Origin of the sequence: Paenibacillus sp. ISL-20 (assembly GCF_018613005.1) — a bacterium.
GTDB lineage: Bacteria > Bacillota > Bacilli > Paenibacillales > Paenibacillaceae > Paenibacillus_AQ.
Genome location: NZ_JAGGRD010000066.1, coordinates 195052 through 213524 on the forward strand (window position 1 = coordinate 195052; position 18473 = coordinate 213524).

Genomic DNA, 18473 nt, shown 5'->3' on the forward strand with positions numbered 1-18473 from the left:
ATTGGAGGAATCAGGCAATGGACGATATGAAGATTATCGATGTCGACGTTCATAACGAGCAGGACGACAGGGCGCTGCTTCCATATTTGCAGGAGCCCTGGCGCTCCCGGGTAGCCGCATCCGGCATCGGTTATGCAGGCTCAGGGTATTACTCGCCAATCGGCGTGATGAAAAAGGACTCGATCCCTCCGGGGGGTGGCAAAGCCGGTTCCGACCCCGATTATATGATCAAGCAGCTGATAGAAGGCTACAATCTTGATTATGCCGTATTGACGGGAGTCGTCTATAATATCTCTTCCACGCATGATCCGGATTATGCGGCAGCGATATGCTCGGCCTATAACGATTATCTGATCGCCGAGTGGCTCGGCAAACATAAAGCGTTCAAAGGCGCAATGGCGGTAGCCACCCAGGACCCTTTGCTGGCGGCACGCGAGATCGACCGGATCGGTGGCCATCCGGATATCGTGGAGGTGATGATCTCCAGTGCGGCGCGATCGCCGCTGGGTCAGCGTCATTATCACCCGATCTACGAAGCAGCGGAGCGGGGCGGCCTTCCAATCGCGATCCATCCGGGAGCGGAGGGCGGCGGGAGCTCGACGGCTCCCACCGCGGCCGGTTACCCGACCCGCTACATCGAGTGGCACACCTGCCTCTCCCAGATGTTCATGGCGCATCTGGTGAGCATGGTATGCGAAGGCGTATTCGTGAAGTACCCGAACATGAAGGTAGTTCTGGTTGAAGGTGGAGTGGCCTGGCTGCCGGGCCTGATGTGGCGGCTGGACAAAAATTACAAAGCGCTTCGCTCCACCGTGCCCTGGCTGACGAGAATGCCGAGCGAATACATCCGGGATCATTGCTACTTATCCACGCAGCCGATTGAGGAGCCCGACAATCCGCAGCATCTCATCGATCTCTTCAACATGATTGATGCCGAGAACATGCTGCTCTATTCCAGCGATTATCCGCATTGGGACTTCGACTCGCCAAGCCATATTTTGCGGGGGCTGAAGCCGGAGGCGCGGCGGAAGATTTTTTACGAGAATGCAAAGCAGCTGTATCGGTTGGATTGAGTGGATGGATGATGAATGTAGAGCCAATTTGATGAAACTAACTTGCTAGATTGAAGTTAGCTTGCATGATCGAAGTTAGCTCGCATGGTCGAAACTAATTTGCATGATCGAAACTAGCTTACATGATCGAAACTAGCTTACATGATCGAAACCAGCTTGCAGTGATCGAAACCAGCCTACTAGATGAGATTAGCTTGCAAGATTGAAGTTGGTCAATGATCAATGTTAACAACTGGCAACATTGTTACTGAGTAGGAGTAGATTATGAACTCAATTATTTGGACTACTGGATTGAATACCTTAGCTAAATTGAGTCATTGGATTAAATATGATACGGAGTGGGCTGGGTGGATAGGTAACTGGACTAACCGGATTAATGGATCCGGCTGGAGTCAACCGGGATACTCTGGATGAATAGCACGAAGTGAAGACAAACTTGATTAACGAACTGGGCGCACAGGCAAGGAGGTGTTTGAATGGCAGTGCATTACGTGATGGCGGAGGAGGACATACCGGAGGGCGGACACCAGGTCGTAAACATAGAGGGACGCGAAATTGGAATCTATCGGGTCAACGGCGAATATCATGCCATCCTGAACTACTGCCCGCATCAGGGGGCGCCGATCTGCGCAGGACTGGTGTCCGGTACGACGCTTCCTTCGGAGGTATACGACTACGAATACGGCCGGACAGGCGAGATCGTCCGCTGTCCTTGGCATGGCTGGGAGTTTGACCTGCAGAGCGGCAAGTCGCTGTTCAGCGACCGCATCCGGGTGAAGAAGTATAAGGTAGAGGTCCTTGAGGGCAAGATCGGGGTGGTGATGGGGAGGAAGTAGGCGGGGAGTTGAAAGAGTATCATCAAGGACAGAGTGGCTCCATCCAATGTGAACAGACGTGGGACCGGATACTTGTTGGATGCAGGTGACGATCAAGGCACGTTCGTTGGGAGTTGGGTATAACGAGATGTCGCTAATTACATTGGTGTAACGTTGGGATATAATCGGATGTGGCAAATTACCTGGCCTGCTCCTGGTTATTGTGACCTTGCGCCACTTCTTGGGATTACTTAATGGGAAACTGCAGGTTTCATTGCCAACCATGGGCGCTCAAGGTACTTGTGTCAGTTTTTAACGGACCCTAGATCCGTTATTTAAGTCCAAAACTGCGTTTTTTACAAAGTACCGGACTCCAGATCCGCTATTGTGCGAATTACGTGTGCAAATACCAATAAAAACAGCAAATAAGGACCTCTGGGTCCGCTAAAGTTACCAAAAGGGCTGTTTTGCACAAAATAAGGTATTCTGTGTCCGTTAGGAAGTCTTCACGACGAATAAGAGGACTTTCGGACATATTAAATGATATGTCGATCATATTTTAGGCGTCCGGGGAAAGGCGTCCCGTTAAATAGGTAAATTTCTACCCTATTAGTCTAAGCGGGGGGACAGGTAAGGTACGTGATCCGGGGCATAACTTGGTTGGCTGTCGACTGAAAAAAGAGCGAGTATGGTGGGAATGAGTCCCTCACACTCGCTCTTTTAGTCATGGCGATTATCCCGAACGGATTATAGTTGTTCTATACAATCCTCCTCACACCACCTGCGACAACACCAATCCCCCGTAAGCGAACGCGGCCAGGATCACCAGCGCCGGGTGGATTTTGCGGATGTTCATGGCCCAGAAGGCGATGGCGGCGATGCCGAGAGATTGCAGAAGGCCGATGGAGATGACGGAGCTTTTGCCCATCTGCCAGGTCAGGGTCAGCATCATGATGGCGATGACCGGCTGAACTAACAGGGTCATCCCTTTGACGACAGCCGACGTACGGTATTTCTGCAGTAGATTCAAGAGCCAGATGAGAGCTACCGCCGAAGGAATAACCGTAGCCGCGAGGGCAAGGGTCATGCCCATCCAGCCGGAAACATCGTACCCGACAAAAGCGGCGATTTTGGTGGCGATCGGCCCGGGAAGCGCGTTGCCAAGGGCAAGCATGTTGGAGAACTCCGGATCGGTCAGCCATCCATGATTCGTGACGATCTCCTTGTACATGAGCGGGATGGAAGCAGGACCGCCGCCATAACCGAGCACGTTGGTGACGAAAAAGCTGATCAGCAGCTGAAGCCAATCTTCCATTAGGCGGACCCCTCCTTATCCCGTCTTTGTTTTTTTAATTTGGCTACGGTTTTGAAATGTACGGTGCCGTAGGCAAGGAACAGTATAATGACAATGGCCGGATGAATCTGGGAAATCTCCAGCAGAAGAAACGATACTGCGAAAAATCCGACCCCGGCGTAGATGCCTAGCCCCTTTACAGCCTTCTCGCCAAATTCGTAAGCCATCGTTCCCAGCATAACGGCAATGACCGGCGTAACGCCTGCAATCATGCCTGCCACCACTTTGGAGCTGCTAAGGAACGTCACCGCCGACAACAGCGCGATCATCGCAATACAGGTCGGAAGGATATGCGCGAGAACGGCAACTATGGCGCCAAGCACCCCCTTTTCCCGGTAACCGAGATAGGCGGCCATCTTCGTGGCGATGGGACCCGGAAGTGCGTTGGCTAACGCGAGCACCTCCCCGAATTCATCGTCGCTGAGCCAGTTGTAACGAACGACGGCCTCGTGACGGATCAACGGAATAACCGAAGGACCGCCGCCGTAGCCGAGTATTCCGGTTCGGAACATGCTGAACGTTAATTCCATGTATGGGTTGCTAGTTTTATCAGGCAAGGTATGAGTCCTTTCTGTCGTAAGAGTCAGAGGCGGATGCCCATTCGGCTTTTATAACGCTTGATTAAGATTTGAGTATCCACACTTGTAATGCCCGGGAGCGGGTAAAGCTTCTCATTTAAAAACATTTCCATTTTCTTATGATCGCTAAATAGTCCGTGCATATGCAGTTTGCTGGGGCCGGTCATATGATACAGACTTGTTACATACGGCTCGTTCTCCAATGTGTCCGCTACCTGCTGTAGATGTTTGGGTTCGACCTCTACATTGAAAAAAGCAGACACCGAAATCCCCACTTTCTCCGGATTAATGACCGCCGCGAACCGTTCAATAACGCCGTCATCGATTAGGGCGTTGACCCTGGCCTGTACGGCAACGCGGGACAACCCAATCTCCTTGGCCAAATCCGTGTACGAGATTCGCCCGTTCTTGCCGAGGATCGCAATGATTTTGCGGTCCGTATCATCAATCAGGGGAGGCGCGTTCTCACCGGAAGAATGAATATTCATGGGCTGCAGCTCCTTTGGTTTTACTTATATGTAAGAGTTAACCGACATAATTATTACAAAACGTAATTAAAATGAAGATTATACTTGCGATACGTTTAAATATATAAGAAATTTATAATGTTTTCAATCTGATTTGCAAAATTTGAAACTTTTTGTCCGCTTTTCAAGTCTAAGACTATGGATAGAAAAAGATAGATTTGATTTATTTGGATGTACAACCACTTTTAATCCGTTTAAAAACATCTGGGGGCAACAGGGATCGGAAGAATAATCCGCATGCGTAGTGCTGAAAGGGCTAACTGGTTAGAATTCATTATCTAATTCTATTAAATGGTTCAACTTATAGAATTACCCTTTTATATCAAATTATGATAGGATAAACGTGGTAAATGACTAGCTTCTTAGAAGTTCTTATTTGGAAAGGCGGCATCGATATGAAAAGATTATTTTGCCTCATTCTGGTTATCGTTATGATTCTCCCGGTCAGCATCGTTTCGGCAGCGGGCACGAATGATAAAGAGACTGAGAGCAAGGTCCAGGAGACCAAGGATACAGCGGGCACAACCACTCAAGCCAAGCCGAAGAGCAAACCGATAGATCTTGTTTTTGCAGGTGACATTCTGTTGGACGGCTACGTGGGGAGCCAGATTGATAGATTCGGGAACCTATACCCATTTAAGAAGGTCGCCCCCATCTTGAAAAAAGCGGACATGGCGTTTGCCAATCTGGAGACACCGGTCTCCACTCGGGGTAAGGCAGCGGATAAAACCTTTGCTTTCCGTTCGAAGCCGGATACGCTTGAAGGCTTGGTCTATGCAGGAATCGACGGCGTAACGCTGGCTAACAACCACATTCTGGACTATGGGCAGCATGCGATGCTGGATACGATTACACATCTGAAGCGCCAGAAGATCGGGTACACGGGAGCCGGGCGCAATATTGACGAGGCCTTCCAGCCTTACGTGCAGAACATTGATGGGAAGAAAATTGCGGTCCTGGGAGTCAGCCGGGTGCTCTCGGGTAATTCTTGGATTGCGGGCAAGAACCATCCGGGCGCTGCTTCCGCGTACACAATGGAGCCGATGTTGACCCATATTAAGAAATCGGCAAAAACAAACGATTATACGATCGTGTACATCCACTGGAATGAGGAATTTGCCGACTATCCGGAAGAATATGCACGCACGATGGCGAAGAAGATGATCGATGCGGGTGCCGACATTATAATTGGTTCCCACAGCCATACGTTGATGGGTATTGAATATTACAAGAACAAACCGATTTATTATTCGCTGGGCAACTTCGTGTTTAATCGCTCAACCCGGGGCGGTGACAATACCTTGCTGTCGATGATGGTCCATTTTGAAATCCAGGGCTCCAAGATCACGAGCCGGATTACACCGGTGAAAATTATTCAAGGTCAACCGAATCTGATGGACAAGAAGTACAACAAAGACATCATCGCGAAACTGAACAAACTCTCCTATAATGCAAAAATTGATGCCAACGGCAATGTCACCAAAAAATAATCGGAAGTTTATAAACAACTGCGGCCATAACCATAGGACGCGGTTGTTTTTTTGTGCGCTGGGAAGACCTACGTGAAAAATGTCAGAAACGGGTGTATGGATTTTTTTCTCATTCTCTGCATTCGACAAAATCCGTACTTACGCCATCCAGCCAGAAATTCCTGCCCTAAAAAATAAAATAAAGTTTTACAAAACATATTGTAATTCGAAATAAAATTTCAATATGATAAGGGAAAGAAGACGGGTTAACTTCGGTCGTTCGTTGGAAGCGGTGACTACGAAGCGGAAGCATACATTTTGCAGCCCTTCCAGCTAATGACGGAATGTAAAGCCGATAGCGGCAGAGTTAACTTCGTCTTAACACAGATTGGAGGTGGAATTAACAAGCTAACGTTATACTCCCGAGTAGGTCTTTCATTCACGGACGTGCATCCGGGAGGAACAAGAGTCCAAACACAGAGAAGGAGGAATTAATGTACATGATAAAAAGCAAAAAGAGAATATCGTCGCTGCTCAGCGGAGTGATGTTGCTTTCACTGCTGTTTCCCGCAGGACAAGCTGCTGCAGCCGACCCGGTCGCCGCCGCATCATCGGTCATTGATATGCGGCAGATGGAGATTGGGCCAGGGGCTACATATACATGGGCGAATATGCAAAAGGGCAGTGGCGAGCAGAAGGTCCACATGGTGGAGTTTGATCCATCGTCGCAAGGGAATCTGGAGCTTCAGCCCGGCCTCACCGATGGCAAGGTCTACGGCATGCAGGGAGTCAGCAAAATGGCATCCGATGCCGACAAGGCAGGCAACCGCGTCATCGCGGCAGTGAACGGGGATTTTTACGATATGTCCACCGGAATTCCGCTCGGATTGTTTATGGGGGGCGGGGAGTTATTAACGGATCCGCCCAGTGGCCGGAACGCCTTTGGCATTAAGCCGGACGGGACCAGCCTGTACGGCAGTCCAAAATTGACGAAAAACGTGACGATAGGCGGAGCGGTAAGCAGTCTATCATCCATCAATCGTCTCAGAGGGACGGACGCCCTTGTCCTTTATACCGAAAAATTCAATGCCACAACGATGACCAATAATCTTGGCGACGAGGTTATTCTGGATATCGAGAGCGGCAGGGTCGCCAGCGGGGAGATCTTGACGATGAAGGTGGCCTCCGTTCTTAAGGATCAGGGGAACTCGCCAATCGGCTCCAACCAAGTGGTTCTGTCCGCATCAGGATCACAGCGGAGCAAGCTTGCCGGACTTCAGGCAGGGGATGAAGTAATGGCGAGTTTTGAGCTGGATAACGAGTGGAAGGATGTCACGATGGCGATTGGCGGTACGGTGATGTTGGTGCAGGATGGCGTAGTCCAGCAGCATACCGATCCGGCCGTGCATCCAAGAACGGTGGTGGGAACCAAAGCGGACGGAACCGTTGTGCTGTTCGAGGTCGATGGTCGTCAGCCTGGCTTCAGTGAAGGGCTTAACTACATTGAACTTGGCGAAATGCTGCAAGAGCTTGGTGTGGTAAACGCACTGAATCTGGATGGAGGCGGTTCGGCTACCTTCGTTGCACGCCTGCCGGGAGAAGCCACGCGCAAGGTGCTCAACTCGCCATCGGATGGCGGCGAACGCAAGACGGCCAACGGCATTTTGCTGGTGAACAAGGCGCCAGAAGGAGCAGCGAATAAACTGGTCGTTGCGCCTACACTGGAGAGAGTGCTGACGGGCTCCTCTGGAACCTTCAAGGCGGCAGCCGTGGATCAGAATTTGCATCCGGCAAAAATGGCGGAGGCTGCGGTATGGAGCGTTGACCCTGCTTATGGGACGATCGATGCAAACGGGAAGTTTATGGGAGCGAATCAACCGGGTGTGACCGAGATATCCGTGCAATCCGGTAATCTGACCGGAACTGCCGCATTGGAAGTCGTCGATGAGCTGACCGAGCTCAAATTCTCCGACGCCGTGAAGACCTTCTCCTCCGGCTCTACCGAGACGCTCGAGGTCACGGCGCTTCGCAATGGACAGGTGATTCAGGCGGATAACAGTCGTTTTGAATGGCGAACCGAAGGCGAGATCGGGACGATTGACGCCAATGGAACGTTTACTGCCACGAACAAGCAGGATGTCAGTGGCAAAATCCATGTGAAATACGGAAATGTTGAAACTTCCATTGATGTGAATGTGGGGCTTCCGCCGGTGATGCTCGAGGATTTTGAGAATGGCCTTAGCCGTTATAAACCAAGTGCCGGAGCGCAGTATAATTCGACCAAGGTATCTATTGAGACCAATGAGACCTACATTCGTTCGGGGAATGGCGCATTGAAGCTGGAGTATGATTTTACCGGAATGACAGGCACCTCCGGCGCTTATCTGCAGACGAATGGCACAGCGGACAATATCGAAATTCCGGGTTATCCGGAGAAGATCAGTATGTGGGTCTACGGGGACGGCAATGCGCACTGGCTCCGTGCCCAGATTCGTGACAGCAAGGGCGCTATCCCGCTCGATTTTACCGATCAGACGATTGGTGTTGATTTCAAGGGATGGAAGTATCTCGAAGCGTCCGTTCCCAAAGGAAGAACCCTTCCGCTGGTGATGGACATGCCTGTAAGATATATGGAAACCCAGGCCGTGAAAAAAGACGCCGGTGCCATCTACGTGGACGAAATTCGTGCATTGTACGGTCCGGCTAATGACGATATCGATCCGCCGGTTCTGAAGAAATTCTCACCAGCTGATGGTGAGGAGATCAAGGTGAATACGCCGACCATAACCGTGTATGCCGAGGATGCGGGTTATGATCCTGTCGCACACCCGGGAACGACGCTGATTGATCCGGACAAAATCCGATTCCATCTGGACGGCAGCCTGGTACAGCATACCCTGTATCCGCCGGAAGGAAAAATTCATTACACGCCGAACGTTCCGCTTGCTGATGGGGTCCATCAGGCGAAGGTAACCGTACGTGATATGTCGGGTAACCAAACGACCGAGGAATGGAACTTCACCGTAAATACCGGCGCAGCCAAGGTGGTATATGATACGCCGGATACGATCTATGCAGGAGGCAGCTACACGCTGGATATCGGCGGTGTGAAGACCTCTCAAATTCGCAGCGGGCATATCGATTTCCAATTCGATCCAAGCAAAGTGGAGAACCTGGCGCTCATACCGGGAGATAAGCTGAGTCCATCTCAGGTTAGCGCGAACATTGACGGTACTACCGGGAAGGTGAGCGTGACCTGGAAGGACATCCATACCGCATCCCTGCAGGATACGGATTGGATCGGCCAAATCCAGTACGACGTGAAAAAGAACGCAACCGGCAGCAGCAGCATCTCGCTCACGTCCGGAGCGGTATCTTTCACCGATACGGGCAATACCGAATTTTCGTTTTACGGTCTTCCGATAGAATCGCAGATCGCAACGCATTATGCGCTGAGCTGGAATGAGGAAGGAACGGTACAGGGATACGAAACCGTGTTTGAAGTGACCGATGCCCAAGGTCAGCCTGTGGAAGGCGTACAGATCATGGCTGACGCAGCGGTAGTAGGCACTACAGATACTGCGGGTATCCTGAAGACGGCGGCGCTGACGTCCCAGGTCAAGACGTATACCGTGCAGGCCGTGAAAGGCAATCAATACAGTCCGGCATTGGAGTTCAAGGTTTCGCCGCTTGCAGGAAGCAAGACACCGTTCAATATCAGCGTGAGCATGGGCGAAGACCCGACCACGTCGCGGATGTTGAATTGGCATACGGACCCGGCAACGGATGGGACCGTCGTGGAACTGGCCAAGCGGTCCGAATATACGGATTTCGATGCGCCGAATGTCCAGAAATTTGAGGGTGCCAGCGAGCTGTACCATACCTTGGATCTCGGCACCGTTCGTGTCCATAAAGCGACGGCAGCCGGACTTGAGCCAGGCACAGAGTATGTGTACCGTGTCGGTGATGGACAAGGCCATTACAGTGCCCAAGGCTCTTTTAGTACAACGGAGGTTAGGGGAGATACAACGAAATTTCTGTATTTTGCCGATTCCCAGGCATCTACCGCGAAGGAGTTTGAGCTGTGGGGGAATACGATCGACAAGGCGGCAGCCGAGCATCCGGACGCTGAATTTATGGTCCATGCCGGCGATATGGTGGACAAGGGATTTCTGGAGGAGCAGTGGAACTACTGGTTCGCTGAAGCCCAGAAGCATTTCCTGAATACGACGTTAGTGTCTGCCATCGGCAACCATGAAGTGATGGGGAATAAGGAGAATGGAGACTTCCTGGCTCACTTTAACCAGCCCGGCAATGGCTTGGATAGCCTGGAGGGAACGAATTTCTCTTTTGACTACAAGAACATTCATTTCATTATGCTGAACAGCGAGTATCAGTTGGAGGATCAGAAAAAGTGGCTCCAGCAGGATCTGGCTGGCAATGACAAGGAATGGACCATCGCGATGTTCCACCGCGGACCTTACGGAAGCATTTATGATTCCGCCGAGGTACGCAGCCTGTGGGCGCCGGTGCTTGAGGAATTCGGCGTGGATCTCGTATTAAACGGACATGATCATATTTATATTCGTTCCTATCCGATGATGGACAACCAGATTGCTGCGGACGGGAAGGGCACAACCTACGTTGTAGCGGGATCGTCAGGACCTAAATTCTACTCTCACACGGAGCGGGGCTGGCATGAAGTGGTAGATGAAGAGAAGACTCAGATGTACGCTTCCGTGGAAGTGGAGGGAGACGAGCTTTATTATGTAGCCAAAACAGTTGACGGGCGCGTCGTGGATGAGTTTACGCTGGCGAAATCGGATATGAAGCCGGAGCCGCAGCGGATTGAAGTAACGCCAAACCAGCTGACGCTAGCTGTGGGCGAGAGCCAGAAATTGCTGGCTCAAGTGAAGCCGCGCAGGGCTGAACGAACCGTTGTATGGTCTGTATACAGTTCCGAACCGGCAAATGATGTCGTCACCCTATCAGCAGATGGCATCGTGACAGCTCATGGTTTGGGCAGCGCGGTTGTAAGAGCGACCAGCACGACAGCGCTGGACGTCTATGCGGATGTGAAGATTACGGTGGACCGAATTCCGAACGGCAGCATAGAGTCGATCGCCCTAAGCGGCAAATCCGAGCTGAAGGTCGGGGACACCGATCAGACCGTCACGGAGGCGGTTTATACCGACGGCAGCCGTATCCGCTTAATCGAAGGTGTAACCTACGAGAGCAGTAAGCCAGAGATCGCCTCGATCGATGAGTTAGGCTCAGTCCGGGCATTGGCCGAAGGGGCGACCGTGATTTCGGCAACTTACGAAGGGGGCAAGTCGGAATATGATTTGAAGGTAACCACCCGGGGCGGGGGAAATCCTGATCCGGGACCGGAGCCACCGGTAGACCCTCCGGTGCAGCCGCCGGTAACACCACCGGTAACGCCGCCCGTGCAGCCGCCGGTAACACCGCCAGTAACACCACCGGTCACCCCGCCTGTGACACCGCCGTCAGGCAGCGTCACCTTATCAGCGAGCGAGCTGGCAGCTCAGCTGTCGAACGGGCAGGTTGTAATCACGATGAATGGAAGCTTTACGGATATCACGCTGCCGGGGAATGCAGCAGACATACTCAAGGATGGTTCGATCCATATTGAAGCGAAGAATTTGGTCATAACGATCCCGGCCGAAGTGCTTCGCCAGCTGGGTGGTCTTGCAGATCCTGGCCAGCTTGAGAAGAGCACGATGAAACTGAGTGCCGCCACGTTATCGGATGCGGAGATGAAGGAGCGAATCGCGCAAGCTGCCCGCGTTTCCGGTGCGAAGCTGACAGCAGTCGGAGCCATGCTGGAGTTCGAGCTTAAACTGACGACAGCGGAAGGCAAAGCTTACAACTTAACTGAATTCGATCATCCGATTACGCTGGAACTGCCGTTATCTAATGACACTAACGGCAAAAGAATAGCGATGTACTATTTGTCCGATAATGGTGAGTTGGAGTATATAGGCGGAGTGGAAAAAGATGGCCGCATGACTTCGGGAATCCGACATTTCAGCGCCTATGGTTTACTTGATTATGAGAAAACCTTTGCCGATGTGCCATCTTCATTCTGGGCTGCAGAAGTGATTGCCGATTTGGCAGCGAAGCAGCTCATCGAAGGCGTCAGCACGGAACGCTTCGCACCGGCTCAGCAAGTGACCCGGGCTGAATTTGCGGCGATGCTGGTTCGTCTGCTCGATCTTCAGGCAGAGAGCTCTGCGCCGTTTGCCGATGTAGATTCAGGCAAATGGTACGCAGAAGCTGTGGCCGCAGCTGCCGGGTCGGGCATCGTGAATGGAATAAGCAAAGACCGTTTTGATCCGGATGCCCCGATCAAGCGTCAGGAAATGGCGGCGATGCTGGTGCGCGCTTATGCCCACGCGATGAAACTACAGCAGGAGAACATCAGCGCGGGCAGCGATTTTGCCGATCTTGCTTCATCCCCGGACTGGGTTCGGGAAGCGGTAGAAACGGCGCATGCCCTCGGATTTGTTCAGGGCCGTACACCGAGCCGCTTTGAACCGGAAGGCCTGACCACGCGTGCGGAAAGCGCGCAGGTCATCTATAATCTGTTGCACAAACTGAAGTAAAGGCTAGAAGGCAGACTACCGCTTCTCTTCTCCTGTAGATGATCACAGAGGAGAGAGGCGGTTTCTTTTCTTAAGACTAACCGAGGGCTGTCTTTACGGCATAAACGTCAAAAGACATTTTTCTTACAGGTTAAAGAATGGCGGAAGTTCCGATATAATGATGACATGGTCAATGAACGAATATGAATCGAATTAATGGCTAATCTGGAAACCGGAAAGAAGGAGAGAGAATGACGGAATACGCGAATACGCCGAGGCCACCTTACTATGCCTGCATTTTTGTGTCCAAACGAACAGAGGGTGACCGGGGTTATGGGGCGATGTCTGATAAAATGGCAGAGCTCGCCGCGCAGCAGCCCGGCTATTTGGGGGTGGAGTCTGCACGGGATGAGGGGCTTGGGATCACGGTATCGTACTGGGATTCCCTGGAGGCCATTCGTTTATGGAAGGAGAATGCCGCTCATCAGGTAGCCCAGGAACGGGGCAAGAACGAGTGGTATGAAAGCTTTGGCTTACGAATTTGCAAAGTGGAGAGGGACAGCTTCTACAAGCTTTAGGCAAGGCTAATCCAGGAAGAGGATGAGGAGGAGTAAATGATGATACAGAATCCGGGCAAGATCAGATGGGGAATCATGGGGACAGGCTGGATTGCGGAGCAGTTTGCAGCCGATCTGGCGTATGTGGAGAACGCTCAGTTTGTGGCCGTGGGCTCTCGTACGGCAAGCAATGCAGGAGAGTTTGCGTCTAAATATGATATACCGCGGGCTTATGGCAGTTACGAGGAACTCGTGAAGGATCCCGATATTGACGTTGTGTACATAGCGACTCCGCATCCGCTGCACCGGGATCATGCCTTAATGTGTCTTCAGGCCGGCAAAGCCGTCCTGTGCGAGAAACCCTTTACGATTAACGGGGATGAACTGGAGGAATTAGTGGCAGCTGCACGGGAGCAGAAGCTGTTCCTGATGGAGGCCATGTGGACGCGTTTCCTTCCTTCGATTCAAAAGGTGCGCGAATGGTTGAACGACGGACTTATCGGCGCTGTTCGGCTGCTGAAGGCCGATTTTGGTTTTCGGAGCGGCTGGAATCCGCAGGGCCGTTTGCTGAATTTGGAGCTTGGCGGCGGCGCGCTGCTGGATGCGGGTATTTATCCGGTGTCGTTTGCATCCATGATTTTTGGAACCGAGCCGGAGAAGATATGGAGTACCGCGCATATCGGTGAGACGGGCGTAGATGAGCAGTTCTCGGTTATTCTATCTTATGAATCGGGCAAGACCGCTTCGTTAAACGGGGCGATCCGGCTTGGATTGACGAATGAAGCTTATATTTATGGCACCAACGGGTATATTCACATTCCGTCCTTCTTGAATGCAACATCCGCTGCGCTTCATGTAGATGGCGAGGAACCGGTGGTTGTTTCAGATGACCGGCAGGAGAAAGGGTATAGCTTCGAGGCTTATGAAGTGGGGCGGTGTCTACTGGAAGGGCGGCTTGAGAGCGATGTGATGCCGCTCGATGAGTCGCTTGCGATTATGAGGCTGCTGGATCAGATCCGGGGACAGTGGGGCCTGAAGTATCCTTCGGAAGGTTAAGCCGTCTGGCAAATAAGGGAGCAGTGCGAGAGAACATCTCGCCCTGCTTTTTTTGTTGCTGCTATAGTTCAGATGACGTGAACAGAATTATTACGCGTTCTCAATGTCATTATTTACATAAGTTTTACGTTGGGATGACAAGCCATTAATCTTCTCTTGTTATGCTGGAGCTGTTTGACAGTCTTGCTTCACACACATCCAACATCATAAAGGAGAGAATACATGATTACTCATCTGAACAAAAGGCTATTATCCATGCTGTTATCCGCAGCGTTAGTGTTTGGATTATTTGCAGGAATCGGATCGTCATCCACTGTTGAAGCAGCAACGCAGGATCAGCCTGATATCTTACTTCAGCGCAATGCGGAGTGGAAGTATTTTGATCAGGGCCAAGATTTAACAACCGTATGGCGTTCCACCTACGATGATTCCTCATGGGAATCCGGATTGGCTCCTTTCGGTTATAAAGATAACGGAAGCGGCATAACAACCGCGGAGTTTGGTCCGCTTACCACCGAAGTAGACTACGGTGCGGATAAAAAGCTCAAGCACCGCACGACGTATTTCCGAACGAATCTTCAAGTCAGCAAGGACCAAATTGACGGTTACGGCCAGATTCTCGGCACGTTTGGCATTGATGACGGCGCCGTGCTCTACGTCAATGGCCATGAAGTAAGACGCATGGGCATGCCGGACGGCGAGATCACATACGACACGAAGGCGACCTCGAGCAAGGACCTGCCCGTTATATATGGGGACGTGGACCTGACCGAGCCGCTGAAAACATATTTGCAGGACGGCAATAATGAAATTGCGGTCGAGATCCATCAGCAGAGCGACAGCAGCTCGGATCTGTATTTCGATATGGAGCTTACCGCGTTAGCGCAGGCACCGGCACTGGATATTTCCAAGGTAACGGTAACCTTCCATGGAGACGCAACAAGCGCGAAAGGATTTACCTGGTATACGCCGCTGGGCTCTTCCCAAAGCGATGTCCAGGTTGTAGAGAATCGCGGGGCCGCGCCGGACTTCAGTCAGGCGCTAGCATTTAGTGGTCTTACTTCCGTCTCTTCGAATTCTCCGGGAGAACATGTACATAAAGCGGAAGCGACAGGTTTAACGGCCGATACCTCCTATTATTTCAGAGTCGGGGACCAGAGCCTGAACGTATGGAGCGAGGTAGGCACCTTCAAGACGGCACCTGTCAGCGGCGCCTTCACGTTTATCGATCTGACGGATACGCAAGCGAAGGAAGAGGACGAGGCGATACTGTCGGCGGCCACCTTATCCAAAGCCCTTGCCACTATTCCAGATGCCAAATTCGTTGTTCACAACGGAGATGTGGTGGAGAACGGCACATCGGAGCAGGAATGGAACTGGCTGCTGGGTCATTCGCAATCTAGCCTTTTGAATACAACGATTGCCCCGTCCGCAGGGAATCACGAGAATAAGAATTACGCCTTCTATGAGCATTTTAATGTGAAGCAGCCGGACAACGCTGCGACGATTACTGGCGCATACTACTCTTATGATTACAGCAATGCGCATTTCATCGTGCTTAACTCCAATGAGAATTCGTCCGAGTACGCAAATTTCTCTGCAGAGCAAGTGGCGTGGATGAAGCAGGATGTGGAGCAAGCGAAGGCTGCCGGCGCAGACTGGATTATCGTCAATATCCATAAAGGGCCGTATACAACTTCGAATCACGCAACCGACAGCGACATCATTGGCGCGAACGGAGTAAGAAACAAAATTGCTCCCCTGATGAACGAGCTGGGAATTGATATGGTGCTGCAGGGCCATGACCACATCTATGCGCGGACGAAGCCGATCAAGAGCGACGGAACCGCCGAGGATGTCACGAAAATTACCGAGACGCTTAATGGGCAGAGCATCGAATACGCAGTTAAGCCGGATGGAACCATCTACATGATTCCTGCCACCGCAGGAGCCAAGGTTTATTTCAAGAACCAAAAGCCGGAGCTGGGTGAAACGTATTTCAATTTGTTTGAGCGCGCGGAAGAGAACCACGCCCGCCAGTACGGAAATACAACCAGCCTTGCCAGAGGTCACGTTCAGAACTTTGTCGGGTTTACGATCGACGGTGGTAAGCTGACAGCTGTGACGTATGAAATCGATCAGAATCAGCACAACGCGCAGCCGTTTATCGTGGATCAGTTTGGAATCATGAAGGAGACGAAGCCGGATCCTGTTCAGGAAAAAGTGAGCAAAGTGACGGTTACGTTCCACGGCGATGCCAAAACATCCAAGGGTTTCACCTGGTATACATCCCAGCAGGTGACAGGCAGTGACCTTCAGATCGTGGAGAAGTCTGCTGTCGCTCCTGACTTTACGAATGGGATCACGTTCCAAGGACGTTCAGCTGCCTCTACTAATTCAGCAGCAGAACTTGTGCATAAAGCGGAAGCAACGAAGCTCAAGCCCAATACGTCCTACGAATTCCGCGTAGGCGATGCGGCGCTTGGGGTTTGGAGTGAGACGGGAACCTTCCGGACTGCGCCGGAGAAAGGGGCGTTCGCGTTCATTGATTTGGCTGATACGCAGGCGAAGGAAGAGGATGAAGCGGTGCTTTCATCCGAGACACTGGCCAAGGCGCTGGCTACCGTGCCGGAAGCGCAATTCGTCGTCCATAACGGCGATATTGTAGACAAGGGCGTCAAGGAAGAACAGTGGAACTGGCTGTTAGGGCATTCGCAGGAAAGCTTGCTCCATACGACGCTGGTGCCATCCGCGGGTAACCACGAGGATGAGAACTACGCTTTTATCGAGCATTTCAATGTACAGCAGCCGGACCATTCGGCAACCGAGACCGGAGCGTATTACTCATACGATTACAGCAACGCGCATTTCGTTGTGTTGAATTCCAATGAGGACTCGGACGTGTACGATAATTTCTCTGTCGAGCAAGTGGAATGGCTCAAACAAGATGTACAGAAGGCTAAAAAAGCCGGAGCGGAGTGGGTGATTGTCAATATTCATAAAGGCCCGTACACCACATCGAATCATGCGACGGACTCCGATATTATGGGAGCTAACGGCGTGCGGTCCAAGATTGCTCCGTTAATGGCAGAGCTCGGCATTGATTTTGTATTGCAGGGTCATGATCATATTTATGCCCGCACCAAACCGATCAAGGCTGACGGCAAAGCGGCAGAGCCGGAGAAGATTACGGAGATGCTAAACGGCGAGAAGCTGGAATACACGGTTAATCCTGACGGTACGATCTATTTGATTCCGGCAACCGCAGGACCGAAAGTTTATTATAAGAATCCGAGCGAGAAGCTTGGGGAAACATACTACGGACTGTTCGAACGAGCGGAAGAAAATCATGCGGCCAAATACGGCCCGGATTCGAGCGATAACCGGCGTCCGAAACGCAGCCAGGTACAAAATTTCGTCGGTATTACGATCGATGGCGGCAAGCTGACCGCGGTCATCTATGAAATTGATCAGAACCTTAATGGTGCACAGCCATTTATCATTGATCAATTCGGCATCGTGAAGAAGGATGTTCAAACGCCGAATCCTGATCCAGGAACTCCAGGTCCGGGACCAGGTCCAGGAACACCAAATCCGGGTCCTGGCACATCCAATCCAGGATCAGGAAGCAACTCTGGTTCAGGAAATAATCCTGGTTCCGGTTCAGGAAGTGGCTCAGGATCAGGCTCGGAGAACGGTTCAGGTGCCGGGAATGGAACGAACCCGGGTAACGGATCGGAAACAGGTTCTCAGCCTGGAAGCAACCCGGGCACGGATTCGGGTAATGCGAATCCACCGGCGCTGAAGGATACTGCGGGGCACTGGGCCAAATCAGCCATCGATAAGGCCGTGGCAGCAGGCTTTGTCAACGGATATGGGGACGGAACCTTCAGGCCAAATCAACAGGTTACGCGGGCTGAATTCACGGCTATGCTGGGCCGCGCGCTGCATCTGACCGAAGTCGGGACTAAGCTTACGTTCACGGACGCAGGCAAGATTCCTTCGTGGGCCAAGGATGCTGTAGCGCAAGGCGTGGCAGCAGGCATCATCAGCGGTTACAAGGATGGCTCCTTCAGTCCGCATAAGCCGCTGAACCGGGCCGAGCTGGTAGCGATGATCGTTCGTGCCAGCGGAATAAATCCCGACTCGGTAGCGAAATTGACCTTTAAAGATACGAAGGAAATTCCGAAGTGGGCTGCGCCGTATATTGCGACTGCGGTTGATGCAGGACTTGTGGGCGGTGTGGGTAACAATCGCTTCGCACCACAGCAATTCGCAACACGGGCGGAAGCCGTGACGCTGATTATCGGACTTCTTGAACACGTGAACTGAATGAATCAGGAAGCCAACACGGGGGATTGTCCCGTGTTGGCTTCTTTTTTGCGATTCCATACGCCATGGCAGCTTAAATCCCTGCTCGAAATATAAAATTATATTTT

The 18473-nt window shown here is 51.7% G+C and carries 10 protein-coding genes; 7 read left to right on the forward strand and 3 right to left on the reverse strand.

Annotation, left to right across the window (positions count from 1 at the left end; all coding sequences use genetic code 11):
- The first annotated feature begins 17 nt into the window (after positions 1–17).
- Together J7E85_RS30960 and J7E85_RS30965 are read left to right on the forward strand one after the other, a co-directional pair.
- Positions 18–1073, forward strand: a complete 1056-nt coding sequence (locus tag J7E85_RS30960) for an amidohydrolase family protein (protein ID WP_215163847.1) — start codon at positions 18–20, stop codon at positions 1071–1073.
- Positions 1074–1549: 476 nt separating this feature from the next.
- The gene (locus tag J7E85_RS30965) at positions 1550–1909 is read left to right on the forward strand and encodes a Rieske (2Fe-2S) protein (protein ID WP_215163848.1); all 360 of its coding nucleotides are present in this window, start codon (positions 1550–1552) and stop codon (positions 1907–1909) included.
- 751 nt (positions 1910–2660) lie between these two features.
- On the opposite strand, the gene chrA is transcribed toward J7E85_RS30965, so the two are convergent.
- The 3 genes from chrA to chrS are packed head-to-tail and all read right to left on the reverse strand — an operon-like array spanning position 2661 to position 4308.
- Positions 2661–3203 (reverse strand): chromate efflux transporter ChrA, encoded by a 543-nt coding sequence (gene chrA / locus J7E85_RS30970; RefSeq protein ID WP_215163849.1) that lies wholly within the window; start codon positions 3201–3203, stop codon positions 2661–2663.
- The gene (gene chrB, locus J7E85_RS30975) at positions 3203–3772 is read right to left on the reverse strand and encodes a chromate efflux transporter ChrB (protein WP_215163887.1); all 570 of its coding nucleotides are present in this window, start codon (positions 3770–3772) and stop codon (positions 3203–3205) included. The genes chrA and chrB overlap by 1 nt, the downstream gene beginning before the upstream one ends.
- A gap of 53 nt (positions 3773–3825) precedes the next feature.
- A complete protein-coding gene (gene chrS / locus J7E85_RS30980; protein WP_215163850.1) occupies positions 3826–4308 on the reverse strand; it encodes a chromate efflux transcriptional regulator ChrS in 483 nt (160 codons plus the stop codon).
- Positions 4309–4742: 434 nt separating this feature from the next.
- On the opposite strand from chrS, the gene J7E85_RS30985 reads away from it, so the two are divergent.
- The 5 genes from J7E85_RS30985 (at position 4743) to J7E85_RS34705 (ending at position 18366) form a co-directional block, all read left to right on the forward strand.
- A complete protein-coding gene (locus tag J7E85_RS30985; RefSeq protein WP_215163851.1) occupies positions 4743–5837 on the forward strand; it encodes a CapA family protein in 1095 nt (364 codons plus the stop codon).
- A 479-nt stretch (positions 5838–6316) separates the two neighbouring features.
- Positions 6317–12442, forward strand: coding sequence for a phosphodiester glycosidase family protein (locus J7E85_RS30990; RefSeq protein ID WP_215163852.1), 6126 nt, complete (start codon positions 6317–6319; stop codon positions 12440–12442).
- A 230-nt stretch (positions 12443–12672) separates the two neighbouring features.
- Positions 12673–12999: an antibiotic biosynthesis monooxygenase family protein gene (locus J7E85_RS30995; RefSeq protein WP_215163853.1), complete on the forward strand. Its 327-nt coding sequence runs from the start codon at positions 12673–12675 to the stop codon at positions 12997–12999.
- Positions 13000–13038: 39 nt separating this feature from the next.
- Positions 13039–14034 carry a Gfo/Idh/MocA family protein gene (locus J7E85_RS31000; RefSeq protein WP_215163888.1) on the forward strand — a complete coding sequence of 332 codons (996 nt, stop codon included), beginning with the start codon at positions 13039–13041 and terminating at the stop codon, positions 14032–14034.
- A 222-nt stretch (positions 14035–14256) separates the two neighbouring features.
- Complete coding sequence (locus tag J7E85_RS34705; RefSeq protein WP_215163854.1) at positions 14257–18366, forward strand: S-layer homology domain-containing protein; 4110 nt, start codon at positions 14257–14259, stop codon at positions 18364–18366.
- Positions 18367–18473 lie beyond the last annotated feature (107 nt).